The 25,370-nt window shown below is 70.1% G+C and carries 20 protein-coding genes and 3 tRNA genes; 8 read left to right on the top strand and 15 right to left on the bottom strand.

Features of this window, described 5'->3' with window-relative positions; all coding sequences use genetic code 11:
* Nucleotides 1-235: 235 nt before the first annotated feature.
* Nucleotides 236-1,804, bottom strand: a complete 1,569-nt coding sequence (tig, locus tag ABD883_RS08365; protein ID WP_295687611.1) for a trigger factor — start codon at nucleotides 1,802-1,804, stop codon at nucleotides 236-238.
* Between the two features lie 302 nt (nucleotides 1,805-2,106).
* On the opposite strand from tig, the gene ABD883_RS08370 reads away from it, so the two are divergent.
* Nucleotides 2,107-3,153 (top strand): NAD(P)-dependent alcohol dehydrogenase, encoded by a 1,047-nt coding sequence (locus ABD883_RS08370; RefSeq protein WP_295687613.1) that lies wholly within the window; start codon nucleotides 2,107-2,109, stop codon nucleotides 3,151-3,153.
* 70 nt (nucleotides 3,154-3,223) lie between these two features.
* Here ABD883_RS08370 and ABD883_RS08375 read toward each other — a convergent pair.
* Nucleotides 3,224-3,297 (bottom strand) — tRNA-Pro (locus tag ABD883_RS08375).
* A 128-nt stretch (nucleotides 3,298-3,425) separates the two neighbouring features.
* On the opposite strand from ABD883_RS08375, the gene ABD883_RS08380 reads away from it, so the two are divergent.
* Nucleotides 3,426-3,496, top strand: a tRNA-Gly gene (locus tag ABD883_RS08380).
* Between the two features lie 71 nt (nucleotides 3,497-3,567).
* Here ABD883_RS08380 and ABD883_RS08385 read toward each other — a convergent pair.
* Together ABD883_RS08385 and ABD883_RS08390 are read right to left on the bottom strand one after the other, a co-directional pair.
* Nucleotides 3,568-5,163, bottom strand: a complete 1,596-nt coding sequence (locus ABD883_RS08385) for a sodium:solute symporter family protein (RefSeq protein WP_295687615.1) — start codon at nucleotides 5,161-5,163, stop codon at nucleotides 3,568-3,570.
* Between the two features lie 32 nt (nucleotides 5,164-5,195).
* Complete coding sequence (locus ABD883_RS08390) at nucleotides 5,196-6,794, bottom strand: amidohydrolase (RefSeq protein ID WP_345031357.1); 1,599 nt, start codon at nucleotides 6,792-6,794, stop codon at nucleotides 5,196-5,198.
* A gap of 124 nt (nucleotides 6,795-6,918) precedes the next feature.
* On the opposite strand from ABD883_RS08390, the gene ABD883_RS08395 reads away from it, so the two are divergent.
* The gene (locus ABD883_RS08395) at nucleotides 6,919-7,764 is read left to right on the top strand and encodes a CPBP family glutamic-type intramembrane protease (RefSeq protein ID WP_425548428.1); all 846 of its coding nucleotides are present in this window, start codon (nucleotides 6,919-6,921) and stop codon (nucleotides 7,762-7,764) included.
* Nucleotides 7,765-7,854: 90 nt separating this feature from the next.
* On the opposite strand, the gene ABD883_RS08400 is transcribed toward ABD883_RS08395, so the two are convergent.
* Together ABD883_RS08400 and ABD883_RS08405 are read right to left on the bottom strand one after the other, a co-directional pair.
* A complete protein-coding gene (locus ABD883_RS08400) occupies nucleotides 7,855-8,322 on the bottom strand; it encodes a ribose-5-phosphate isomerase (RefSeq protein WP_295687620.1) in 468 nt (155 codons plus the stop codon).
* A gap of 67 nt (nucleotides 8,323-8,389) precedes the next feature.
* The gene (locus tag ABD883_RS08405; protein WP_345031360.1) at nucleotides 8,390-8,995 is read right to left on the bottom strand and encodes a mycothiol-dependent nitroreductase Rv2466c family protein; all 606 of its coding nucleotides are present in this window, start codon (nucleotides 8,993-8,995) and stop codon (nucleotides 8,390-8,392) included.
* 168 nt (nucleotides 8,996-9,163) lie between these two features.
* Between ABD883_RS08405 and pepN the strand changes: the two genes are divergently transcribed.
* The 3 genes from pepN to ABD883_RS08420 all read left to right on the top strand — a co-directional run bounded on the left by pepN (nucleotide 9,164) and on the right by ABD883_RS08420 (nucleotide 13,596).
* Nucleotides 9,164-11,824: an aminopeptidase N gene (gene pepN, locus ABD883_RS08410; RefSeq protein WP_295687624.1), complete on the top strand. Its 2,661-nt coding sequence runs from the start codon at nucleotides 9,164-9,166 to the stop codon at nucleotides 11,822-11,824.
* Nucleotides 11,825-12,002: 178 nt separating this feature from the next.
* Nucleotides 12,003-13,076: a mechanosensitive ion channel family protein gene (locus ABD883_RS08415; RefSeq protein WP_137319442.1), complete on the top strand. Its 1,074-nt coding sequence runs from the start codon at nucleotides 12,003-12,005 to the stop codon at nucleotides 13,074-13,076.
* A 91-nt stretch (nucleotides 13,077-13,167) separates the two neighbouring features.
* Nucleotides 13,168-13,596: a globin gene (locus tag ABD883_RS08420; protein ID WP_276087543.1), complete on the top strand. Its 429-nt coding sequence runs from the start codon at nucleotides 13,168-13,170 to the stop codon at nucleotides 13,594-13,596.
* A 45-nt stretch (nucleotides 13,597-13,641) separates the two neighbouring features.
* Here the strand turns inward: ABD883_RS08420 and ABD883_RS08425 are convergent, their stop codons facing one another.
* Nucleotides 13,642-14,340: a DUF8185 domain-containing protein gene (locus ABD883_RS08425; protein WP_247425399.1), complete on the bottom strand. Its 699-nt coding sequence runs from the start codon at nucleotides 14,338-14,340 to the stop codon at nucleotides 13,642-13,644.
* Between the two features lies 1 nt (nucleotide 14,341).
* Nucleotides 14,342-14,878 carry an acyl-CoA thioesterase gene (locus ABD883_RS08430; protein ID WP_247425397.1) on the bottom strand — a complete coding sequence of 179 codons (537 nt, stop codon included), beginning with the start codon at nucleotides 14,876-14,878 and terminating at the stop codon, nucleotides 14,342-14,344.
* A 242-nt stretch (nucleotides 14,879-15,120) separates the two neighbouring features.
* On the opposite strand from ABD883_RS08430, the gene ABD883_RS08435 reads away from it, so the two are divergent.
* Nucleotides 15,121-16,002, top strand: coding sequence for an acyl-CoA thioesterase (locus ABD883_RS08435; protein ID WP_295687634.1), 882 nt, complete (start codon nucleotides 15,121-15,123; stop codon nucleotides 16,000-16,002).
* Nucleotides 16,003-16,125: 123 nt separating this feature from the next.
* Here ABD883_RS08435 and ettA read toward each other — a convergent pair whose 3' ends face one another.
* From ettA to ABD883_RS08460, 5 genes are all read right to left on the bottom strand, one after another.
* The gene (gene ettA, locus ABD883_RS08440) at nucleotides 16,126-17,808 is read right to left on the bottom strand and encodes an energy-dependent translational throttle protein EttA (RefSeq protein WP_137319437.1); all 1,683 of its coding nucleotides are present in this window, start codon (nucleotides 17,806-17,808) and stop codon (nucleotides 16,126-16,128) included.
* Between the two features lie 66 nt (nucleotides 17,809-17,874).
* Entirely contained in the window at nucleotides 17,875-18,534 is a 660-nt protein-coding gene (locus ABD883_RS08445) for a DUF6993 domain-containing protein (RefSeq protein WP_295687637.1), read from the bottom strand.
* A gap of 77 nt (nucleotides 18,535-18,611) precedes the next feature.
* A complete protein-coding gene (gene ssb / locus ABD883_RS08450; protein ID WP_175406938.1) occupies nucleotides 18,612-19,229 on the bottom strand; it encodes a single-stranded DNA-binding protein in 618 nt (205 codons plus the stop codon).
* A 136-nt stretch (nucleotides 19,230-19,365) separates the two neighbouring features.
* Entirely contained in the window at nucleotides 19,366-20,949 is a 1,584-nt protein-coding gene (locus ABD883_RS08455) for a GTPase (protein WP_295687642.1), read from the bottom strand.
* On the bottom strand, nucleotides 20,946-22,658 hold the full coding sequence (locus ABD883_RS08460; protein ID WP_295687644.1) for a dynamin family protein: 1,713 nt from the start codon (nucleotides 22,656-22,658) through the stop codon (nucleotides 20,946-20,948). Before ABD883_RS08460 ends, ABD883_RS08455 begins: the two co-directional genes overlap by 4 nt.
* A gap of 215 nt (nucleotides 22,659-22,873) precedes the next feature.
* Between ABD883_RS08460 and ABD883_RS08465 the strand changes: the two genes are divergently transcribed.
* Complete coding sequence (locus ABD883_RS08465; RefSeq protein WP_137319433.1) at nucleotides 22,874-23,083, top strand: hypothetical protein; 210 nt, start codon at nucleotides 22,874-22,876, stop codon at nucleotides 23,081-23,083.
* A 185-nt stretch (nucleotides 23,084-23,268) separates the two neighbouring features.
* Here the strand turns inward: ABD883_RS08465 and ABD883_RS08470 are convergent.
* A tRNA-Arg gene (locus ABD883_RS08470) sits at nucleotides 23,269-23,341 on the bottom strand.
* Nucleotides 23,342-23,436: 95 nt separating this feature from the next.
* Nucleotides 23,437-25,284, bottom strand: coding sequence for a pyruvate kinase (locus tag ABD883_RS08475; protein WP_295687647.1), 1,848 nt, complete (start codon nucleotides 25,282-25,284; stop codon nucleotides 23,437-23,439).
* Between the last annotated feature and the right edge of the window lie 86 nt (nucleotides 25,285-25,370).

Here is a 25,370-nt window from a genome sequence, read left to right on the forward strand (position 1 = left end):
GTCCCCGACCGTCCGGTGTTCGCCCTCAGCGTGATCGGCCCCGGCGCGGCCCTCACTGAGCCGCACACAGGACGCGCCGCAGCGAGCGCCGGACCGCCTGGAAGGCGTCTGCCCCCGGGCCCGGAATGGGCCGGCGCGAGGTGACACGAGAGTGCCCGGACGACGACGGCGGGCACGGTGTGCACCGTGCCCGCCGTCGGGTGACCGGACCGCCTCGCAGCGGACCGGCGCGAACTCACTCGGAGTCGGAGTCCGCCTTCTCGTCCTTCTTCGCCGCGGCCTTCTTGGCCGCCGGCTTCTTGGCGGCGGCCTTCTTCGCCGGCGCCTTCTTCTTGGGCGCGTCCTCGGCATCGGCCTCGGCGTCGTCCTTCTTCGCGGCAGCCTTCTTCGGAGCGGCCTTCTTGGCCGGGGCCTTCTTCTCGGCCGTCTCCTCGGAGTCGGCCTTCTCGCCGGAGTCGGACCCCGCCTCGGCGTCGGTCGACTCGACAGCCGCCTCGACCTCCTCGGAGTCCTCCTCGTCCTCACCCGGGGCGGTGGTGAACGCGGTCATGTCGACGGTGCTGCCGTCGGCATCGACGACCTTCGCCCCGGCGAGCACCTCGGCCAGGGCCTTGCGGCGCGCGACCTCCGACACGATGGCCGGGACCTGGTTGTTCGAGTCGAGCGCCTGCGCGAACTCGTTGGGGTTCATGCCGTACTGCTGGGCCGCGGAGATGATGTACTCGATGAGCTCCGGCTGCGAGACGTCGACGTTCTCGGCCTCGACGACCGCGTCGAGCACGAACTGGGTGCGCAGGGTCTTCTCCGTCTCCGCGGTGACCTCGGCGCGGTGCTCGTCGTCCTCGAGCCGGTTCTCCTGCTCGAGGTGGCGGTGCACCTCGTCCTCGACGAGCTTGGCCGGGACGGGGACGTCGAGCTTCTCGATGAGGAGCTCGAGGACCTTGTCGCGCGCCTGCACGCCCTGGTCGAACTCCTTCTGCTTCGCGGCCTGCTCGCGCAGGTCGGCCTTGAGCTCGTCGATCGTGTCGAACTCGCTGGCGAGCTGCGCGAAGTCGTCGTCGGCCTCGGGGAGCTCGCGCTCCTTGACGGCCTTGAGGGTGATCGCGACGAGACCGGTCCTGCCGGCGTGCTCGCCCCCGGCGAGAGTGGACTCGAAGGAGGTCTCCTCCTCGGCGGACAGCCCGTCGAGTGCCTCGTCCATACCCTCGAGCATGGTGCCGGCACCCACCTGGTAGGAGATGTCGGAGGCCGAGTCGATCTCCTCGCCGTCGACGGTGGCGGTGAGGTCGAGGGTGACGAAGTCGTCCTTCTGCGCCGGGCGGTCGACGGTCTTGAGGGTGCCGAAGCGGCTGCGGAGGTCGGTGAGCTCCTTCTCGACGTCCTCGTCGGAGACCTCGAAGGTGTCGACCTCGACGCTCAGGGTGTCGTAGGCGGGGAGCTCGATCTCGGGGCGGACGTCGACCTCGATGGTGAAGGTGAGATCGCCCTCCTCCGTGCCGTCGAGGCCGGGGATCGCGGTGACTTCGACCTCGGGCGAGCCGAGCGGGCGGAGCTCGTGCTCGTCGATGGCTTTGCGGTAGAGGTCGTCGAGGCTGTTGTTCACGGCCTCCTGCAGGACCGCCGGGCGACCGACGCGCTGGTCGATGATCCGCGCAGGGACCTTGCCGCGGCGGAATCCGGGGATGGAGACCTGCTTGGCGATCTCCTTGTACGCCGCGTCGATGCTCGGCTTGAGTTCGGCGTAGGGCGCTTCAACGCTGAGCTTGACCCGCGTGGGGTCGATGTTCTCGACGGAGCTCTTCACAGTAAACCTCTCGTTGGGACAGAAGGTAGGGGGATCCGGCTCACTCGCCGGATTGCAGACCGCCCTACACCCTATCCCAGACCGTTCGACGGGCGAAAATCCGCCGGAGCAGGGTCCGCGGCGGCCACCCGCCCGACCACGGAGTGAACACCGGATGTCGACGATCCGAACGCACGCACACATGCGCATACGTCGCTCTAGGGTGGAGGTGATCACGGTTCCCGGGCCACCGGGCCCGGCGGCTGCGATCGGGCCGGCGACACCGGCCCGCCCCGGAACGCATCAACAGGAGTGAGGCATCCATGCGTGCGATCGTGTTCGAGGACTACAAGACCTTCCCGACCCTCAAGGAGATCGACCGACCAACCCCGGGCCCCGGGGAGGTGCTGCTCAAGGTCGCCGGCGCCGGCGCCTGCCACTCCGACGTCGCGATCTACGACGTGTTCGAGGCCGACACCCCGGGTCGCGTGCCGCCCTCGTTCGTGCTCGGCCACGAGAACTCCGGCTGGGTCGAGGAGCTCGGCCCCGGGGTCGAGGGGTTCGAGAAGGGCGACGCCCACCTCGTCTACGGGCCGGTCGGCTGCGGCCGGTGCAAGGCCTGCTCACGCGGGCAGGACACCTACTGCGAGAACCAGGCGACGAACCCCTACATGGGCATCGGGCTGGGCCGCGACGGCGGGATGGCGGAGTACGTGTCCGTCCCCGCCCGCAACCTCGTGCCGCTCGGCGATGCCGACCCGATGGCCGCCGCTCCCCTGTCCGATGCCGGCCTCACCCCGTACCACGCGATCAAGCTCGCGCTGCCGCAGCTAGCCGGCGGCGGGAAGACCGCGCTCGTCATCGGCCTGGGCGGGCTCGGTCAGATCGGGGTGCAGATCCTCCGCGCGCTCACCGGTGCGACGATCATCGCCACCGACATGAAGCCCGAGGCGATGGCCCAGGCGGAGAAGTACGGTGCGGTGACCGTGCCGGGCGGGGACGATCAGGTCGATCGGATCCGCGAGCTCACCGGCGGTCGCGGGGTGGACGCGGTGTTCGACTTCGTCGGCGCGGCTCCGACGATCGGGGTCGCGATGGCCTCGGTCGCGGTGCAGGGCCGGGTGACGATCGTCGGGATCGACGGCGGCGCACACCCCTGGTCGTTCTTCACCGCGCCCAACGAAGCGGAGCTGACGAGCACGTACTGGGGCACGATCGAGGACCTCCACGAGGTCGTCGCGATGTACCGCGCCGGTCAGATCGTGCCGGAGGTCGAGCGCTTCTCGCTCGACGACGGGCTCGAGGCGTACCGGAGGCTCCAGGCCGGCGAGCTGTCCGCCCGCGCCGTGGTGGTCCCCCACAGCAGCTGAGGAGCCTGATCGTCGGGAGCCGGCGATGCACGAGGGCCCGCGGACCGATCGGTCCGCGGGCCCTCCGCCGTCGGGGTGACAGGATTTGAACCTGCGACCCTCTGCTCCCAAAGCAGATGCGCTACCAAGCTGCGCTACACCCCGGGGTCCCCTCGAATCATAGTCAGGCGTTCTCGATTGCCCTAATCACCCGGGCCGGATCACCCGGGCCGATGGGGATGCGGGTTTTGCCAAACCGCCCGCCTCTGGTCTAGAGTCGGTCTCGCACATTCGGGGATGTAGCTCAATGGTAGAGCCTCAGTCTTCCAAACTGATGGTGCGGGTTCGATTCCCGTCATCCCCTCCGAACAGAAGCGCCGCTGGTGACAGCGGCGCTTCTGCATTCTCGGGTACCCACCTCGGGACCCGGCGGGGTCACTGCGGGCGACGGCCCGGTTCCATGGACGCAGCCGCCGAGGTGCCGGCCGCCCGGCCATCTCCACGCGCACCCGCATCCGTGCCTCCGGTCCCGCTCGCCTCGTCTCCCGCGCCGTCCGACCGCTCGGAATCGAGCACCAGGCGCGTCTCCTCGGGAGGCAGCCCGGCGAACTCGACGAGCCGCCTGCGGTCGATCGCATGGATCACCAGATAGGTGACGATCGACAGGGGCAGACCGAGGAACACCGGGTGGATGCCGAACGGCCCGCCCAGCAGGGTCCAGCCGATCGACACGACGAGACCGACCCACATCGAGGTCAGCGCGGCGCGTCCGGACACCCGCGTGAAGTACAGCGCCACGATGGCGGGGAACAGGAGGCCGGACACGAGCATGGCCGTTCCGGTCACCCACAGCTCGACGAGCACCGGCACCGCGAGCGCGAGGACGAGCGCGATCACCGCAGTGATGACGACCGCGATCCGGCTCCAGCGCAGGAGCGCCTTCTGCGAGGTGTCCTTGGCCAGTCGGGGTTTGATGACGTCGTTGACGATCGACGACGCGCCGCACATGAAGAACGAGTCCGCGCACGAGATCACCGTCGCCATGAGAGCGACGATGAGGATGATGACGACCTCGAAGGGGAGCAGCTCGGCGATGAGCTCGTAGTACACGAGGGTCGGGTCCTCGGATTCGAGTCCGATGCCGAACCGGGCCCAGACGCCGATCCAGATCACCATGACCATCGTTGCGGTCATGAGCGCCAGCGCGATCCAGTACCCCTTGATCACCGTCTTGAGGTCCTTGCCCGCCCAGGCGCGCTGCCACAGGTCCTGCCGGACGAGCTGGTAGGCGCCGACGGTGAGCGCGTAGACGGCCACCTCGGCGAAGCCGATCCCCATCGGATCCATGAGCTTACCGAGCCCCTGGGCCTCGGCGTTGGCCTGCACCTGGCTGAAGTCCCCGGCGGCGACGAGGACGAGGACGAACAGCCCGAACACCGCGATGGTCTGCAGGGTGCCGTGGAACGCGTCCTGCCACACCACGGCCTTGAGACCGCCGAACACCGTCTTGATCGTGAGCATGACGGCGGAGATGATGATCGCCGCGGTCATGGGGACGTTGGCGATGAGGTTGAGGATGAGGCCGATCGACACGAACTGCATGCCGGTGATCGCGCAGTAGGCGGTGAGCACGGCGATCGTCGTCGGGATGCGGGCCGCGGAGCCGAAGCGGTGCGCGGTGAAGTCGCCGATCGTCACATAGTTGTTCTTCTCCCCGAGCACCCGGATGCGCTTGATGAAGAAGACCGCCATGAGCACGCTGGCGAGGATGATGCCGGCGTTGAACCACTGCTGACCCATGCCGAGCGAATAGCCGTTGGTGATGAGGCCGAGCAGGATCGAGCCGCCGATCGCGGTGCCGACGTAGGTGAGGATGAGGGGGAACAGCGTCACGCTGCGCGAGGCGACGTTGTAGTCCTCGTAGGTCTTGATCTGCTTGAGTCCGATCCACACCGAGACCCCGATGAGGAAGAAGAAATAGGCGATGGTGATGACGGTGAGGATGACCTGCTGGTCTCCTGAATAGAGCATGAGTGCGTCCTCTCGGCGGTGTCCGGTGGGCGTCAGTTCGGTGAGACGGGCTCCCCCGCCAGGTACACCCCGACCGGGGTGAAGTCCTTGAGCTCCTCGACGTCGACCTCGAACGGACTGCGCTCGTAGACGCCGAAGTCCGCGTGCGCTCCGACGGCGATCGTGCCGAGCGTGTCCTCCTCGAACGTCGCATAGGCGGCGAGCGAGGTGTAGGCGGCGAGCGCCTCGGCCACGGTGATGTTCTGCACGGTGTCGAGCACCTGGCCCGAGGAGCTCTTCCGGGTCACGGCGCCGTAGATCCCCTCCCACGGATTGCCGTTGGTGACAGGGACATCGGAGTTGCCCGGTGCCACGATCCCCCGATCGATGAAGGTCCGGTGGGGGTAGACCCGCTCCATCCGCTCGGCTCCGAGGACGTCGAGGTAGCTGTCGCCGATGTGATAGACGAACCCGACGGAGGAGGCTGCGATGATGCCGTGGCGGGCGAGCGCATCGAGGTTCTCGTCGCTCGGCAGGGTGCAGTGCTCGATCCGCGCCCGCATCTCTTCGACCCGGCCCATCAGGCCGGTGCGCTCGAGCGCACGCAGCGCCTGGTCGATCGCGGCGTCCCCGATCCCGTGGATCGCCGGACGCAGGCCGTGCTCGAGCGCGCGACGCACGGCCGCCGTGATCTCCTCGTCGTCGTAGTAGAGGATCCCGGTCTCGTCGCTGTGCTCATAGGGGCATGTCAGCGCGGCGGTCTGGCCTCCGACTCCCCCGTCGAGCACGAACTTCATTCCCTGGATCCGGACCATGTCGTCGCCGAGGCCCGAGGTGATCCCGGCGCCCACCGCGGCGGGCAGGAGCCCCTTCATCCCCATCTGGTCGAGCGCCCACAGCCACGGCCGGACCCGGACGCCGAGCCGGTCGGCGCGGTTGAGGGCGGTGTAGAGGCGCATCTCCGCAGAGCCCGTGGACATGTCGTTGACGGTGGTGACTCCCCATTCGGCGAACTTCGCCTGGGCGAGCGCGAATCCGCGTTCGAGCATCTCCGGGGTGTAGGCGGGGATCTGCAGGAGGTCCTGGGCGGCCTCCTGGAGGATCCCGGTGGGCTCGCCGGTGTCCGGGTCGCGCACGAGCCGTCCGCCCGCCGGGTCCGCGGTGCTCGCGTCGATCCCCGAGAGCTCGAGCGCCTTCGAGTTCGCGAGTGCGATGTGCCGGCAGCCGCGGATGAGGACGACCGGGTGATCGGGGGCGACCGCATCGAGATCCTGCCGGGTGGGGACCCTCCGGTCGTCGAGGTAGCCCTCGAGCCAGCCCGCCCCGCGGATCCAGCCGTCGGCCGGCGGATCCTGTACGGCCGCGGCGACCGCGTCCTGGATCGCGGCGATCGACCCCGCGCTCTGCGGCGTCACATCGACCTCGAGAAGCGTTCGCGCGAGCATCGCAGGATGGCCGTGGCTCTCGATGAAGCCGGGCAGCAGGTACTGCCCGGCGAGGTCGACGGTCCGGGAGTCGGGGTCGGCCCGAGCCCAGTCCGGGGCGGCCTCGTCGATCGAGCGGACCCGGCCGTCGACCACCGTGACGGTCCGCGGTGGCGAGAACGAATCCCCTTCGAACACCCGGGCATTGGCGAAGATCCTGACGGTCACATGCTCTCCTTCGTCGACGTGTGACCAAGGTAACACGGGTGATCCGACCGTCGGAGCACAGTGCTGGGCCGGTGCCGAGGCCCCGGTCGCCGTGCCCGGCGGCCCGACCTGCGACACTGGGACGGTGAGCTCATCCTTCGAATCCCGTACAGCGTCCCCCGGCAGCGCCCATCCGAGCCGGCACGGTGCGTTCTCGCTCGGGTCGCTCGCGACCCTGCTGGTCTCCATCGCTGCCGTGCTGCTCTTCGGCTTCATGTCCGACTGGGGCTATCTCCCGCTCGTCGCTGGGGTCGCGCTCGGGTTCGTCGCGGCGGCCTCGCTCGGCCGCGACCTGCTGCTCATCGCGCTCGCGCTCGGCCTCATCAGCCTGATCTCCGTCGAGGCGGACATCACCTGGGGCAACATCGCGCTCATGGGTGTTGTGCTGTCCGGAGCCGTCATCATCCCGTACGTCATCAGCCGGTACGGGTACAAGGACCGGGCGATCGTGTTCCCGCGCCGTCAGGGCCGCCCGTGGTCGAAGCTCGAATGGGGCTGGCTGTTCGCAGTCCTGTTCCTCGGCTGGCTCATCCTGCCGCGCTACTTCATCTCCTCCGGGGTCTATCAGAACTGGCCGGCGGTGGAGACCCCGAGCGAGATCATCCGGCTGTTCCTCGGTGTCAACGCCGTCGGCATCTGGGACGAGCTGTTCTTCATCTGCACGATCTTCGCGCTCCTCTACCGCCACTTCTCGTTCTGGACGGCGAACGTGCTCACCTCGATCATCTTCGTGTCGTTCCTGTGGGAGCTCGGCTACCAGTCGTGGGGACCGCTGCTGACCATCCCGTTCGCGCTCGTCCAGGCGGTGATCTTCACCCGCACGAAGTCCCTGCCGTACACGATCACCGTGCACCTGCTGTTCGACCTCATCGTGTTCCTCACCATCGTCCACGCCCATCACCCGGAGTGGATCCCGATCTTCTGGTACTGACCTGCTGGTGCCGAGACAGCGATATCCTGCGGTTCCGTTCTCAGGAACCGCAGGATATCGCCGTTTCGCGGTGGAGCGGGAAGGCCGGGGTCAGACGGTGCCGGTGTCCTCGAAGGAGCGGATGATCCCGATCCGGCGCTCGTGGCGCTCGTCGGCGGAGAACGGCTCGGCGAGGAATGCGTCGACGATCGCGAGCGCCTCGGCCTCGGGGTGCTGGCGGGCACCCACGCTCACCACCCAGGCATCGTTGTGCTGCCGGGCGAGCTGCGCGGTGTCGGTGTTCCAGGCGAGGGCCGCCCGTGCGCCGCGGACCTTGTTCGCCGCGATCTGCTCACCGTTGCCGGAGCCGCCGATCACCACGCCGAGCGAGTCGAGGCCGGACTCGCGGTCGGCCACCACGCCCTGCGCCGCCTCGATGCAGAACGCCGGGTAGTCGTCGAGCGCGTCGTACTCGAGCGCGCCGTGGTCGACGACCTCGTACCCGCCGGCGTCCAGGTGCCGCTTGAGCGTCTCCTTGAACTCGTAGCCGGCGTGGTCGGTCCCCAGATGAACTCTCATGTCTCCCCCATCGATCGAAGCCGTCGGTCGGGCCGCGGCTCCGCGGTCGTGCGGCCACCGGTGCCGATCAGTCGAAGATCGGGCCCTCGGTCCGGGTGCGCTTGAGCTCGTAGAAGCCGGGCGTGGAGGCCATGGCGAGCACTCCGTCGAACAGTGTACCGGCCGCCTCGCCCTTGGGCGCCGGGGTGACCACGGGGCCGAAGAACGCGGTGTCGCCGACCGCGACGACCGGGGTGCCGACGTCCTCGCCGACCTTGGAGATGCCCTCCTGGTGCGAGGCGCGCAGCTGCTCGTCGTAGTCCGTGGAATCCGCTGCGGCGGCGAGCTCGGCGGGCAGGCCGACCTCGGCGAGCGATTCGGCGATGACCGCGGCGTAGTCGGTGCTGCCGCCGGGATGGATCCGGGTGCCCATCGCGGTGTAGAGGGCAGGGACGACGTCCTCGCCGTGCTGGTCCGCGGCGGCGACGATCACGCGCACCGGGCCCCAGGCCCGATCCATCTTGGCGCGGTAGTCCTCGGGCAGGTCCCGGCCCTCGTTGAGCACCGCGAGGCTCATGACGTGGAAGCGCACCTCGACGTCGCGGACCTTCTCGACCTCGAGCGCCCAGCGGGAGCTCATCCAGGCCCAGGGGCAGGTGGGGTCGAACCAGAAGTCCAGGGTGGTCGTCGACATCGATCGGTCCTCTCTGCGGGCCCGCGGGTCCGGCTCTCCGGCCCGCTCCCGCGCGCAACGGTGACGGTGAATCGCGGGGCCCCGCGCCTCGGCGGCGGCGTCCGCACTTCGTGGAACAATGATCCAGCAGTGATCATTCCACACCCGACCCGCCCGGGAGGCCCATCGATGCCGCAGCACAACCTCACCCGCGCCGAGGCGCAGACCCGCGCCGCGCTGCTCTCCGTCCAGTCCTACGACATCACGCTCGTGCTCGACGGGCAGGGCGAGGACTTCCGCTCGGTGACGCGGGTGACGTTCTCCGCCGAGGAGGGCGCTGCGACGTTCATCGACGCGATCACCACGCACGTCGAGTCGATCACCCTCAACGGCGAGGAGCTCGATCCGACCGCGCTCGTCACCCCGGGCCGGATCGCGCTGCCGGGGCTCGCCGCGGAGAACGTTCTCACCGTCGACGCCCGCTTCGCGTACATGAACACCGGCGAGGGCCTCCACCGATTCGTCGACCCGGTCGACGACGAGACCTACCTCTACACGCAGTTCGAGGTGCCCGACGCCCGCCGCGTGTTCCCGGTGTTCGAACAGCCCGATCTCAAGGCGTCCTTCTCCTTCACCGTGCTCGCCCCGGACCACTGGACCGTCGTGTCGAACTCCCCCACCCCACAGGCCGGGGAGGCCGCGGAGCCGGCCGCCCGGCTCGGGATCGACGCCGCCGGCCTGAGCACCTGGCAGTTCGCCCCCACGCCGCCGATCTCGAGCTACATCACCGCGATCATCGCCGGGCCGTACCGCGGCGTGTTCTCCTCCCTGCGCAGCTCCGACGGGGAGGACGTCGAGCTCGGCGTCTACTGCCGCGCCTCGCTGTTCGAGCACCTCGACGCGGACGACATCCTCGACATCACCCGCGCGGGCTTCGAGTTCTACGAGCGCATCTTCGGCACGCCGTACCCGTTCGAGAAGTACGACCAGCTCTTCGTCCCCGAATTCAATGCCGGGGCGATGGAGAACGCCGGTGCGGTGACCTTCCTCGAGAACTACGTGTTCCGCTCCCGCCCCACCCGGGCGATGGTCGAGCGCCGCGCGGTGACGATCCTCCACGAGCTCGCGCACATGTGGTTCGGCGACCTCGTGACGATGCGCTGGTGGAACGACCTGTGGCTCAACGAGTCCTTCGCGGAGTTCATGTCGACGCTCGCCACCGCGGAGGCGACCGAGTTCACCGATGCGTGGACGACCTTCGCCACCTTGGAGAAGGCCTGGGCCTACCGGCAGGACCAGTTGCCGAGCACCCACCCGATCGTCGCGCCGATCGAGGACCTCGCCGACGTCGAGGTCAACTTCGACGGCATCACCTACGCCAAGGGCGCATCGGTGCTCAAGCAGCTCGTCGCCTGGGTGGGACGCGAGGAGTTCTTCACCGGCGTGCAGCGGTACTTCGAGTCGCACGCCTGGTCGAACACCGAGCTCTCCGATCTCATGGTCGAGCTCGCCGAGGCCTCCGGTCGCGACCTCTCGGCGTGGACGGCCCTGTGGCTCGAGGAGTCCGGGGTCACCCTCATGCGGCCGCGGCTCGAGCGCGCCGCCGACGGCACCGTGTCCGCGCTGTCGATCGAGCAGACGCCGGTCGAGCTGCCGGGGCAGCCCGTGCCGAGCCTGCGCCCGCAGCGCATGGGGGTCGGCCTCTATTCCCTCGGGACCGACGGCATCTTCGCGCGTACGGAGTTCCACGAGATCGACATCGACGGCCCCACCGCGCAGGTGCCGCTCACCGGGACCGGGGGCACCGGCGCAGAGCGTGCCGGGACCGGGCACGCCGGGGTCGAGGCGGCTCCCGTCGTCGTCGTGGTCAACGACGCCGACCTCGCCTATGCGAAGGTCCGCTTCGACGAGCTCAGCCTGCGCACCGCGATGGAGCACCTCAGCGGCTTCACCGACTCGCTCACCCAGCTCATGGTGCTCTCCACGGTGTGGGACATGGTGCGCGACGGGGAGCTCTCCGCCCGCGCCTACATCGACATGCTGTGCACCCATCTGCCCGCTGTCACCCATTCGACCGGTCTGCTCGTGCAGATGCGCCAGCTCACCACCGCGCTCACCGCCTACCTGCCGCCGGCCGATCGGCCGCAGGCCCGCGCACAGGTGGCCGCCGCCCTGCAGCGGATGATGCATGCCGCGCCCGCAGGCTCGGACCAGCAGCTCCAGTTCTTCCAGGGCTTCACCGCCCACGCCTGCACCCCGGAGCAGCTCGACGAGCTCGCCGCGGTCCTCGACGGGCAGGACGAACCGCTGCCGGGGCTGAGCCTCGACACCGACCTCCGCTGGTCGGTCGTCGTCGCGCTGGCCGCCGCCGGGCGCCTCGACGCCGCCGGGGTCGAACGCTGGCTGGCCGAGGACGACACCGCCACCGGGCGGCGCAGCGCGCAGACCGCACTCGCCGCCCCGGCCACCCCGGAGGCGAAGAGCACGGCGTTCACGCGCCTGGTCGACGACCGGTCGCTGCCGAATGCGACCGCGCAGGCGATCGCCCGGGGGTTCCGCCTGGGCCTGGAGACGGAGTCGGGAGAACCGGTGGCCGCGCTCGCACCGCTCGAACCGTTCGCCGCGGAGTACTTCGACCGCGTCGCCGGCTGGTGGGAGACCCGCACCCTGGAGATCGCACAGCTCTTCACCCTCGAGCTCTACCCGCCGGCCTCGCAGTCCACGGTCATCGCGACGCTCGCGTGGCTTCAGTCGCACCCGGCCGCACCGAAGGGACTGCTGCGACTCATGCGGGAGAACCTCGATACCGCCGAGCGCACCCTGCGCTGCCAGGCGGCGGCCGGAAGCTGAGGCGGGCGGCCGACGCCCGGGGTGAGATCGCTCACGACGGACCCGCGCAGTCCGACCTGCGACCGGCCGTACGGCCTGGTCAGGACGCACGGCCGGGATCCGGACCCAGCGCGTCCTCAGACACCGCGGACCGCGTGCCGCTGATACTCAGAGACCGTCCCTAGAGTGGGTGCACGTTATGCAGACTCCAGCTGAACAGGTCCGCGACGCCGTCACGGACACCGTCGACAAGACCACCGAATTCGACTACTGGGCGTTCTTCCTCGGCACCCCGCTGCGCATCCTCGTCATCGTCGTCGTGGCGATCATCCTCAACGTCGTCGTGCGCAAGCTCATCCGCCGGTTCGCCCAGTCGATCGCCGACGGCTCGACCGCGGCGACGGAGAAGAAGCGGTTCCCCGCCGGGGAGAGGCCCGCCGAGCAGGACCCCTCGGTCCGGGCGCGGCGCGCCCAGCGCGCCAAGACCGTCGGGTCGATGCTGTCGTCGATCGCGACGATCCTCATCAGTGTGCTCGCAGTCCTCATGGTGCTCACCGAGCTCGGCTTCAACCTGGGCCCCGTGCTCGCCTCTGCCGGTATCGCCGGTGTCGCGATCGGCTTCGGCGCGCAGACCCTCGTCAAGGACTACCTGTCCGGATTCTTCATCGTCGTCGAGGACCAGTACGGGATCGGCGACTCGGTGGACCTCGGTGAGGCGATCGGCATCGTCGAGGAGGTCGGGCTGCGCACCACCCGGGTGCGCGGGGTCGACGGCACCCTGTGGCACGTGCGCAACGGCGAGATCCTGCGCGTGGGCAATCAGTCGCAGGGCTGGGCGCGCGCGGTGATGGACATCCCGCTGCCCTACAGCTCGGACCGCGCGACGATCGATGCGGTCATCGCCGACGCCGTCGCCGCCCTGCGGCGCAATCCCAAGATCGCCGAGGCGATCCTCGAGGATCCCGAGATCTGGGGTGTCGAGGCGATCAGCGGGGAGTCGATGACCATCCGGACGGTGATCAAGACCGAGCCGAACGAGCAGTGGGCCGTCGCACGCGCCTTCCGCGGGGAGATCAAGAATCAGCTCGACCGCCGCGGCCTGCGCATCCCGCTGCCGCAGCAGACGGTGCTGCGCACCCTGCCCGACCCCGCCCATGCCCACAAGGACCCCGATGCGGAGACCGAGTCCGGGGACGGCGGCACGGGGACGACGAGGAAGAGCACGACCGGCTCGGGCGTCGCCGATGGCGGCTCGACGAAGCCGATAGGCTGAGCGGACGTCCCCGCACCGAGGGACGTCGACGACCGGAAGGGCCCCGATGATCGACCACGTGTCGCTGCAGCGACCGGACAGCTTCTTCGCCATGATCGGCGGGCATGCGACCTTCACCGCACTCGTGGACACCTTCTACGCGGAGGTCGCGGCCGACGAGTACCTCATCGCGATGTACCCGGAAGGTCATGAGCTCACCGGCGCCAAGCACCGCCTGCAGACCTTCCTCGAGCAGTATTTCGGCGGGCCGACGACGTACCAGGAGGAGCGCGGCCATCCGCGGCTGCGGATGCGCCACTTCCCGTTCCCGGTGACCCCCAAGGCCCGCGACCACTGGCTGCGCCACATGCGCACCGCGATGGACACGATCGCCCTGCCGCCGATGTACGACGCGATGATGTGGGACTACTTCCAGCGCGCGGCGACCGCGATGCTCAACACGCCGGCCGAACACGACGAGCCGGCCACCGGCACCTGCCCGGCCTCGGGTCCCGGACCTGGAGGTCCGCAGGACCGTTGAGCCGGCGACCCCGCCGACGGGGCGGGCGCGCCGCGAGGGGCGGCCTCACCCGCGATGACGGGTGAGCACGTGCCCGACCGGGGTGGACAGCCGCAGCCACGTCCCGCAGCCGCGCACCTCGACCGGCGCTCCCTCGACCAGGAATCCGAGCCCGTGGAGCGCGAACGCCGCCCCGGAATCGGGGTCGACCGTGGGGCGCTCCCCGGGCACCGGTCCCGATGCCGCCGTGCCGGCCGCCTCGTGGAGCGACCGCGACCACACGCGTCGGCGCAGTGCGCTCACCGCGGGCCCACCGGCGGCCTCCGGACTGCCGGCGGCGACCTCGGCGATGCCGGCCTCGGCCGCGCGCACGACGATCCCGGCGTCGAGCGACCCGAGCGGCTCCCACGGTCCGCGCGGCGGAGCGATCCCCGCCCACGCGGCGTGCACCTCCTGAGGCGGCACCGGCACGTGGAGCAAGCCCTGTGCCCGGGCTCGGGCGAACCGGTCGGTGAGCGCGGCGAGCGGCACCACGGCATCGAGCCCGTCGAGGTCGGATGCGGGCAGGGGCACGATCCGCATCCCGAGCGTCAGGGGCGTGGTGTCGCCGAGGCCGTGCGGGTACAGCGGGGAGACCGTGAGCACGAGGCGCGCCCCGTGCACGGTGAGGCGCATCGCGCCGTCCGGATCGAGGCGCTGAGCGCGCTGCGTGAATACCTCCCAATCGCGCAGGTCGTGGGCATCGGTGAGTCGGAGATCCGGCATCTCAGCGCCTGCGCAGCGGCACGCGGTCGCCGACGACGGCGCGCAGCTGCACGGTCTCGGACTCCGTGAGCCGGCGCGCACGGCCGGTGTCGGCGTCGACCATCGCGATGACCGATTCCGCCACGGTGTAGGCGCGCGAGCCGTCGGGTTCGGCGATGACATAGCCGACATCGACGGTGGCGGGGCCGACGGCGGAGATCACCGTGTCGACCGCGATCGGGCCGGTCCGGTACGGGATCGGCTCGCGGTACTCGATGCGGTGGGAGAAGACGAGGATGTCGGTGTCGCCCGAGGCGTCGCCGAACACCGGCGGGATGCCCGGCCCCAGGACGACTCCGGAGACTCCGGGGGCGGCCGGTGCGGCGGCGTCCCGGTTCGCCGTGGGCGAGCCGAACGCGCGCACGCGGGCCTCCTCGAGGATGCGGAACTGGGCGACGTTGTTGATGTGCCCGTAGGCGTCGAGGTCTCCCCAGCGCAGCTCGATGAGCACCCGGGTGAAGGGGCCGCGCAGCAGGGGGTCGGTGAGCGTGGAGTCCATTCCCCCATTGTGCCAGCCGCGCACCGACGACACGGCCGTCACCGCACCGCTGTCCTCTCGGCACCGACTCCGGCGGGCAGCGGTGCGGTCCGGAGTCGGGACCCTCGCGCACCACGCGCCGACGGCGCGATTAGACTCGATGTGATCTGCGTTGCAGGACGGCTCCCGCGTCGTCCACACCACCCGTCATGGGCGGCCCGCACCCGCACCGCCGCGGACCGCCCCGAGCCCCCTGGAGCACGATGAATCATTCCGAGAACGTCGCCGCACTGCGAGGCGTCCTGCAGCTCTCCCCGACCGACCCGATCCACGAGAGCCGGGAGACGGAGTTCTTCGAGGGGCAGAGCCAGTTCAAGCCCGACGGCCGGGTGTTCGGCGGCCAGGTGCTCGCCCAGTGCGTCATGGCCGGCGGTCTCACTGTCGCGGACGACCGCCCGATCCATTCCCTCCACGGGTACTTCCTCCGCACCGGCGACGCCACCCGGCCGATCGTGTTCGGGGTGGAGAACCTGCGCGACGGCGGCTCGTTCTCGGCCCGCCGGGTCCACGCATACCAGGACGGGCAGCCGATCATGTCGGTGATGTCGTCCTTCCAGCTCGTGCAGGAGGGATACGACCACGGGGACGACTTCCCCGCCGGGATGCCCGATCCCGAGGACTGCCCGGAGATCAAGGACCTCGTCGGCTCGGTCAACCTCCCGCATGTGCAGGAATGGCTGGTCAAGCGACCGTTCGATGTGCGCCCGGTCGAGCCGTCCCTCTACCTCGCGCATCAGGGCGACGAGGTCTCGCACCAGCACGTGTGGATCCGCGCCTCGGCCGAGTTCCCGGCCGACCCGCTCCTCAACGCCGCCGCCCTGGCGTATGCGAGCGACTTCAATCTCCTCGAGCCCGCGATGCGACGTCACGGGCTCGCCTGGCAGGAGCCGGGCCTGCGGCTCGCGAGCCTCGACCACGCGATGTGGTGGCACCGTCCGATCCGCGTGGACGAGTGGATGCTCTATTCCCAGAACTCCCCGTCGGCCGAGGGGGGACGCGCGCTCGGTGCCGGCCGGATCTTCGCCCGCGACGGGCAGCTCCTCGCCACGGTCGCGCAGCAGGGCATGATGCGCGTCAAGCGCTGACCGGGACGTCGATCCTCGAAGGTTCCTGACCGTCGAACCGCAAGGAATCGACAGGTCACAGCACTGCAGCGCCCCCGGGATCCATAAGGCTCCCGGGGGCGCTGCAGTGCTCCACCGAGGTGGTCAGTCGCGGGTCAGGCGACGGTGGGTGACGCGGTGCGGCCGGGCCGCCTCCTCGCCGAGGCGCTCGACCTTGTTCTTCTCGTAGGACTCGAAGTTGCCCTCGAACCAGTACCAGCTCGACGGGTTCTCCTCCGTACCCTCCCAGGCCAGGATGTGGGTGGCCACGCGGTCGAGGAACCACCGGTCGTGGGACACGACCACGGCGCAGCCCGGGAACTCGAGGAGAGCGTTCTCGAGCGAGCCGAGGGTCTCGACGTCGAGGTCGTTGGTCGGCTCGTCGAGCAGGAGCAGGTTGCCGCCCTGCTTGAGCGTGAGCGCGAGGTTGAGGCGGTTGCGCTCACCGCCGGACAGCACGCCGGCCTTCTTCTGCTGGTCCGGCCCCTTGAAGCCGAAAGCGGACACGTAGGCGCGAGACGGCATCTCGACCGCACCGACCTGGATGAAGTCGAGCCCGTCGGACACGACCTCCCACAGGCTCTTGTCCGGGTCGATGCCGCCGCGGGACTGGTCGACGTAGGAGATCCTCACGGTGTCGCCGATCTTGAGGTCGCCCCCGTCGATCTCCTCGAGTCCGACAATGGTCTTGAACAGCGTGGTCTTGCCGACGCCGTTGGGGCCGATGACGCCGACGATGCCGTTGCGCGGCAGCGAGAACGACAGCCCGTCGATGAGCGTGCGGCCGTCGAAGCCCTTGACGATGTCCTCGGCCTCGATGACGATGTCGCCCAGGCGCGGGCCCGGCGGGATCTGGATCTCCTCGAAGTCGAGCTTGCGGGTCTTCTCCGCCTCCGCGGCCATCTCCTCGTAGCGGGCCAGGCGGGCCTTCGACTTGGTCTGGCGGGCCTTCGCGTTCGAGCGCACCCACTCGAGCTCCTCCTTGAGGCGCTTCTGGAGCTTCTGGTCCTTCTTGCCCTGGACCTTGAGGCGCTCGGCCTTCTTCTCGAGGTAGGTCGAGTAGTTGCCCTCGTAGGGGTACAGGTGACCGCGGTCGACCTCGGCGATCCACTGCGCGACGTGATCGAGGAAGTACCGGTCGTGGGTCACGGCGATGACGGCGCCGGGGTACGAGGCGAGGTGCTGCTCGAGCCACAGCACCGATTCCGCATCGAGGTGGTTGGTGGGCTCGTCGAGGAGGAGCAGGTCGGGCTTCTCGAGAAGCAGCTTGCACAGCGCCACCCGGCGGCGCTCACCGCCGGAGAGGACGGAGACGTCGGCGTCCGGCGGAGGACAGCGCAGGGCGTCCATCGCTTGTTCGAGCTGGGAATCGAGGTCCCAGGCGTCGGCGGCGTCGATGGCCTCCTGGAGCTTGCCCATCTCCTCCATGAGCGCGTCGAAATCGGCGTCCGGGTCGGCCATGAGGGCGGAGATCTCGTTGTAGCGGTCGACCTTGCCCTTGATCTCGCCGACACCCTCCTCGACGTTGCCGAGGACGGTCTTCTCCTCGTTGAGCGGCGGCTCCTGGAGGAGGATGCCGACCGTGTACCCGGGGCTCAGGCGAGCTTCGCCGTTCGAGGGCTGGTCGATCCCGGCCATGATCTTGAGGATCGTCGACTTGCCGGCGCCGTTGGGCCCGACCATGCCGATCTTCGCTCCGGGGTAGAACGACATCGACACGTCGTCGAGGATGACTTTGTCACCGTGCGCCTTGCGCGCCTTGTGCATGGTGTAAATGAATTCGGCCATAGTGACACCAGGCTATCGGCTCGGCACAGCGGCGGCGAATCAGGCGCGGCGCATGCACCCGCGGCGTCAGTTGCCGCCGAGCTCCGGAGGTCCGTCCCCGGAGCCGCCGTCGGTGCCGCTCCCGCCGCCGGATCCCCCGGTGCCGCCGTCGGTGCCCGAGCCGCCGCCGGTGCCCGACCCGCCGGAATCCTCGGTGGGCGATTCCGTGGCCTCCTCGCGCGGACGGTTGATCTCCTCGCCCGGGATGTGCCCGGCGCCGTTGTCGGAGTCGTCCTCGCCGCGCTCCTCGCCGGAGGGCGCATCGACGCCCTCGGGCCGTTCGACGGCGCCGAACAGGCAGGTGTCGACGGACTCGCTGGGCGGCATGAGCCGGGCGGTGGCCGCTCCCCCGCGGATCTCCCCGACGACGCAGCCGTCCTCGACGCGCACGCCGAACATCTTGGCCGGCACTTCGTTGCCCAGCGGCGACTCGTCGAGCGTCGTCTCGATGTCCTCGGCGTCGTACCCCGCCTCGATGAGGGTGTCGAAGAGCTCCTGCGAGTTCGGCAGCGGCTCCTCATCACCGGTCAGCGGTTCGAGCGCGGTGATGACCTCGTCGACGACGGCGGGCTCCTCGGTCGGCTGCGCCGGCCCGGGTTCGACGGGCTGCTGGAACAGGGAGCACCCGGTCAGGGCCAGGGACGAGAGCAGCAGGACTGGCACTGCCGCACGCGCGTGGAACGTCATGGATCTCCTTCGCAACCGGCACCGACTCGCGTGCACCACTGTAGCGCCTCGGCGAGCCCGCGCCGGTCCCGGGAGACTCAGAACGGCGCGTCCTCATCCGTCGAGGATCCGGGCTCCGCACCGACGAGGGCCGGTTCGGGATCCCCGGGGGCGGCTGCTCGGTCCCCCGTGCCGACCGGAGCGAGGTCTGCGGCATGCTCCGGCGGCGCCCCGTCTGCCTGGGCGTGTTCGGACTCCCACGGAACCGGGCCGGCCGGCGGGCGCTGGGACAGCCCACCCCACTCGGTGTCGGATCCGGAGTCCGAGGCCGGATCCTCACCGCCGGAGGACCGACGCCGGGAGCTGCGGCGGCTGAAGGACCCGGTGCCGAAGCGCAGGTTGTGGCCGATGGCATCGGCGATGATCTCCACCGCGGTGCCCGACCTCTCCCCCGACGTCCAGTCGCGCACCCGGAGTCGTCCGACGACGATGACGGGGTCGCCCTTCGACAGGGAGCAGGCGCACGCCTGGGCGATCGCGCCGTAGGCGGCGACGTCGTACCAGCTCGTGTCGCCCGATTCGTAGGCGCCGGTCTCGGAGTTGAAATAGTCGTGGTTCACGGCCAACCGGAAGCCGACGTAGGGCCGGCCGTCGGTGAGGGTGCCCGTGCGGGGGTCGCTGCCGATGGTGCCGATGAGATGATTCGTGGTCTTCACCGTTCTCGTCCTTTCGAGTGGAGGTGAGTCCACGCTCGCCCCGGCGTGCCTCGTGCACCAGGGACGAGTTCGGCCTGTGGAGGAGCGGGCGCTCCTCCACAGGCCGCGGTCACCGAGGACGGCGCACTGTCCTCAGTCAGCGCAGACCGTCGTAGACCGCCTTGTGCTCGCCGAGGATCGCGGTGATCGGTTCGAGGTAGGAACCCGCCGCGGCGCGCTGCACCGCCTCACGCAGGCGCTCATCGACCTCGGCACCGGCCTCGCGGGCACCCTTGGCACGGGCCGAGGCGGCGGTGACCGAGGTGACGATCGAGCCGATGATCCCGATCCCGAGCAGCGCTCCGGGGACGATCCACAGCCAAGGGGATCCGTCGACGAGGACGCCGGCGAACATGAGCACGAGCTGCGCCACGAGCCACAGCGCGCCGATCACGGTCGCGAGGAAGAACAGGATCTGGAAGAAGCCGGCGACTCCCCACCACCCCGGGGTCCGCCGCTCGATGTCGACAGCGGTGACCGCGGAGTCGAGGGTGTGGGTCAGCTCCGCCGTGCTCTGCTTCTCCGCGTGGGAGACCGCGTGGCGCCACTGCAGCGGGAGCGAGCGCACCGCCTCGGCGACGAGTTCGTGCGCGGCGAGGTTGACCCGCGCGCTCTGCGTGCGGGTGGTCTCCGGGACGGCGGCACGGATGAGGTCGTCGCGGTCCCCACCGTGCTTGGCGCCGAGTGGGTCGGCCTGCCCGCGCTGGGCGAGCGCGAGAGGCGGGTAGCCGGTCTTCCGATAGGCGCGCCGCTGGTAGTCGTCGCGCACGGTCTGCGCGACGGCTTCGACGCCGGCGGCGTCGACCATCGCGTCGACGAGGCGGTCCGCACCCGGCAGGCGCGTCGGGTCGGACAGCGGCTCGCCGAGCTCGGAGCGCATCTGGGCGGCGAGCGAACGCATATCGGCGAGCAGCCGCTCCGAGGCGGCCTCTTTCGCCGACACCGTCTGCGTCAGGGTGTCACGCAGCTGCGGGACGCCTTCTCTGGTGACGGCCGAGGCGAGCTGGATCCGGGCCCCGTCGAGACCGTCCTGGGAGAGCAGCTGCCGCAGGTGGTCATGGCAGGCCTCGCGCTCGGCCGTGGTCAGCGTGTCGATCTGGTTGAGCACGACGACCATGTTCGTCGTGTGCTCGGCGAACTGGGAGAGGTAGTGCGAGTGGAGGGAGAAATCCGCGTACTTCTGCGGGTCGACGACCCAGAACACGACATCGACGAGGCCGACGAGGCGATCGGATTCGATCCGGTGCTCGGCAGCGGTGGAGTCGTGGTCGGGCAGGTCGAGGAGGATGAGTCCGTGGAGCGATTCCTCGTCATCACCGTCGAGTGCGCTCTCGCGCCAGGTCCGGTTGTCGACGGGCACCCCGAGCCAAGACAGGAGCTCTTCGCCGCCCTCTCCCCAGACGCAGGCCGTCGGCAGCGAGGTCGTGGGCCGTCGCACGCCGACCTGCGCGATCTCGAGCCCGGCCACCGCGTTGAACAGAGAGGACTTGCCCGAGCCGGTCGAACCGGCGAACGCGACGACGGTGAAGTCCTCGCCGAGGTTCATCCGGGCGTCGGTCTTCTCCAGGAGCTCTCCGGCGCGCGCGACGGTGGTGCGATCGAGACGGCCCTCCTCGAGGTCGAGGGCGCGGCGGATGCCGGCGGCCAGCCGGCTGATGGCCTCGTGGGTCTGCTGGCTCACAGGGTCTCCTCCAATCGGTCTCCGGCTCCACGCAGCACCCCGGCCTGCCGGGGCGGCACCTCGGTGTCGGCGAGCGCCTGATCGAAGGGAGCACGGTGCCGTTCGAGCACCGCCCTCGCCCGTTCGACGAGCTGCTCGCGAGCGGTCTGCGCGAGGTCGCGGGTCACCTGGTCGCCGAAGATCGTGTCGAGCAGCTTGCCCGCGACCACGGCGGTGCCCCCGGCGATGCCGGCCTCGGCACCGGTGAGTCCCCCGGTGCCGGCGAACACGGCGAGCATGAGGACGGCGCCGACGCCGTTGACGCCGAAGGACAGGATCCGGGCCTTGGCCCGCTTGCTCTGGCCGACCTCGCGCACGAGGTCGTTGACGCCGGAGGACCAGTCGGCGACCATCCGGCCGACCTCGGCATCGAACTGCGGGGGCAGCGTGGCCATGGCAGGACGCTCGTCGACGAGCGCGGCGCCCTCGGGGTAGGCCTGCCAGCGTTCGGCGGTCTCCGCGACGGCACGCACCGTCTGCTCCCGGATGAGGAGAGCCACGCTGCTCTCGATGGCCTGCTCGAGCGGCTCGGCGGCGTCGCGCTTGCCGGTCACGGCTGCGGTGATGCGGTCGCGCACGCGCGCGACGGTGGGCTCGAGGCCGCGGAAGAACTGGCCGGTGCCGACGAAGTCCTGCCAGCGGGCCAGCACCTCGCCGCGCAGCACCCGGCCGTCGGCGAGGGACTCGGCGAGATCGGCGGCGCTGCGGCCGAACTCCTCGTCGACCACGGCGTGCAGACGCTGGTGCGCGTCCTCCTGGCCGGACACGATGTCGGCGAGCTCGCGGACCTTGGCCGGGACGGCGGCGAGCGCACCCGTGAGCGTGCGGGAGATCACCCGGTCGCGGGCGGTCGCATTCATCCCGAGATTGAGGATCCACGAGCGCACCGGGAACACCGCGGCGTCGGGCAGCAGGCCGTCGGTGAGCTCGAGCTCGGGGATGGTGAAGATCGGCGCGGAGCCGAGCCCGGAGTCGGAGAGGAGCCCGGACAGGTGGTGGCGCACCTCACGGTTGGCCTGCGGAGGGACCCGGTCGAGCACCATCGCCACCGTCGTGCCGCGCTCGACCGAGGTCTTGAGGAGCTCCCACGGCACGGCGTCGGCGTAGCGGGCGGCGGTGGTGACGAACAGCCACAGGTCCGCCGCGGCGAGCAGCTGGCGGGCGAGCGTGCGGTTGGATTCGAGCACGGAGTCGATGTCCGGGGAGTCGAGGAGCGCGAGACCGCGCGGCACGCCCTCGTGCGCGACGAGGCGCACCTGCGGCTGCTCGAGGTCGGTCTCGGCCCGCACGACGCGTCGGAGAGTGGGGAGGATGCGGTCGGAGGTGAAGTACTCGCGGTCCTCGGGATTGTGGACGAGGACCGGCCAGCGGGTCGTCGGGCGCAGCACGCCCGGGTTGGACACCTCGGAACCGATGATCGAATTCACCAAGGTCGACTTGCCGGCACCCGTGGAGCCGCCGACGACGACGAGGAGCGGCGCGTCGGTGTCCGACACCCGCGGGAGCAGGTAGTCGGTGAGCTGGTCGTCGATGTCCCGCTGCAGTGCACGACCGTCCTGCGCGTCCGCTGTCTGCAGGGGGAACCGCGACTCCCGGACCCGTCTGACCAGGTCGGAGAGCGCCGGCGCCACCCCGGGCGCGAGGGCATGGAGATTCGATCGGGTAGTCACGGCTCCACTCTGTCGGTTTTCGCCGCACGTCACCACTCACCACGCCGACCACCGCGCCGATTCGCGCGTTCTCGAGCGGATTCCGCCCGCCGCGTCACGCGCATCCGGTCGGCGCCGCGAATGTGGCGTGGGTCACAATTTCCAGCGAACTCCCAGGTGCAGAACGGTCGTTCGAGCGTAGTGTTCAAGCACCACACCGAAAGGGGTTGATTCCGATGACGGGATCGCGTTTCTTCCAGGCCGCTGCGGCCATGTCCTTCCTCGCCCTCCTGCTCGTCGTGTTCGGCGGGGTCAGCGTCCTCTTCGTCGATGTCGCCTTCTTCATCCAGGCGTTCGCGCTGCTCGCCGCGCTCGCCGGGATCGGCCTCGCGATGAGTGAGCGGCTCGCGTTCTGGGGCAAGCCCGCCAGCCCGTACCTCGCCTGAGAACACAGCCGGGGCCGCTTCCCGGACTCGGTGCCCGGACATGTCGGGAGCCCGCGGATTCAACGGAGAATCCGCGGGCTCCCGTCATGCGCGGGACGGTTCTCACAGCCTCCACGAGGGCCGATGCTCGAGCGCCGCTGCTCGATCCGGGCCGACCGTGGTCGAGCGCCGTGATCCCGATGCTGCGCCCCCAGCAGGATTCGAACCTGCAACCTACGGATTAGAAGGCCGTTGCTCTATCCATTGAGCTATGGGGGCCGGGCCGCACGGAGCGCCGCCACTCAGGCTACTACACGGCCCTCCCCCGCCGGGCACGGCCTCACAGCGGCCGGGACCTCACGGCGACGACGACCTCACAGCGACCACGACTCGAGCTGACGGAGCATGTCGCGCTTCTTGCTCGTGTGCCCGCCCATCCGCGACAGGATGTCCGACAGCGCCTCGATCGCCTCTTCGATGTAGGGGCCCTTGTTGAGCATGACGCACTCGGCGCGCTGCGCCATCGCCGCGTCGGTGATCTCCGCGCGTGACGGCAGACCGGACTTCGCCAGGCTCTCGAGCACCTGGGTCGCCCAGATCACCGGGACGTGCGCGGCCTCGCACAGCCACAGGATCTCCTCCTGGAGCTCGGCCATCCGCTCGAACCCGGCCTCGACCGCGAGGTCGCCGCGGGCGATCATCACCCCCACGTCCTGCCAGCGCATCGCCTCGAGCAGCATCCGCGGCAGCTCCTCGAACGCCGCGACGGTCTCGATCTTGAGCGTGATGTCGACGTCCTCGGCCTGTTCCGCGGCGAGCGCGTCGATGAGCTGGGCGACGTCGGCGGCGGAGCGGACGAAGGACAGGTTGACCATGTCCGCATGCGCGGCGACGAACGGAATGTGGGAGCGGTCGGCATCCGTCAGCGCCGGGATGCCGATCGTCGTGTCCGGCAGGTTGATGCCCTTCTCCGCCTTGAGCTTCGCCCCGCGCGGACCCGCGCTCGTCACCCGCAGCTCGAGCGCGTCGGTACCCCCGGCGGTGACGACGGCGCCGATCCGGCCGTCGTCGATCCACACCTCGTCGCCGATCGCCGCGTCGTCGAACACCTCCGGCAGCGAGCAGCCGATGACGAAGGGCGGGTCGGTGACTGCGGGGCGCGGCTCCATCGAGCGGGTGAGCACGATGGTGTCGTCGAGGTGCACTCGCATACTCTGCTCGACACCGGGCAGCGGGCCGACGGTGAGGACGGCGTCGAGCGCGTGCACCTCGGTCCCGGTCATCCAGTAGATCGTCTTGTCCGCCGACAGCAGGATCCCGGCCGAGCCGCGGGCCTCGATGCGCAGCCGACGGTGCGAATCCCGGGCGTCGGTGAGACGGACCTCATCGCCCTCGTCGAGGCGGGACAGCGCCTCGGTGATCGCCCCCGCGTCCCCGGCGAGCGGCAGCGCCTCGGCGTCGAGAGCGCCCTCGATGCCGCGGGCCGCCTGGTCGTCGACCCTCCCCAACCACACGATTGAGCGCTCGACGACCCGTCCGGAGACGTCGCGCTCCGGGCGGATCTTGAGGACGGGCGGCCCGGGCAGGAGCGGACCGGTGCGGAGCTTCGGACCGGCGAGGTCCATCGCGATGAGCGGAGGGGATATGCGACCGGGACCGCGCTGGGCGCGGATCGCAGCGATCATCGCGGTCCACGTGTCCTCGTCGTCATGTGCGCAGTTGATCCGCGCGAGGTCCATCCCGGCGGCGGCCATCGCCGCGACGAGGTCGCCGTCGTGGGCCGACTCGGTGGGCATCGTCACCATGATGCGGGTCCGGCGATCGGCCGGTTCCGGGCCGAGGAGCCGCGCGGTGTCACGCGCCAGGATCTCCCGGCCGGCCACCGGGGTGAGCGCCTGCGGATCCGGGTCCGGAGCCTGTCCGAGCTGGGCGCGCAGCGCGGTGAGGACCACGTCGAGGTGTCCGAGCACCCCGGCCTCCATCCGGCCGAGCGAGGACACCCCGACCTCGGCGAGCCGGTCCTGGAGCCCGCGGATGTCGAGCGCCCGCAGGGCGACGTAGTGCACGAGGTTCCGCGCGGATTCCCGGTGCCGGTCGCGCACGCGGGCGATGAGCTCCGCGCTGCGCGCCTCCGCGGCGAGCACAGCGGCGCGCACCTCGGCGACCTCGCTGATGAGGGATTCGACGCGCTGTGCAGCGGGGATCGTGTGGTCAGTGGTCATACGGCAGCACCTCCAGCACGGGAGCGTAGTGCTCCGAGGTCAACGGGAGGTGAACGGCGCGTGCGCGCGGACGGGGCGGAGCAGGG

The organism is Brevibacterium pityocampae (assembly GCF_039541555.1).
Taxonomy (GTDB): domain Bacteria; phylum Actinomycetota; class Actinomycetes; order Actinomycetales; family Brevibacteriaceae; genus Brevibacterium; species Brevibacterium pityocampae.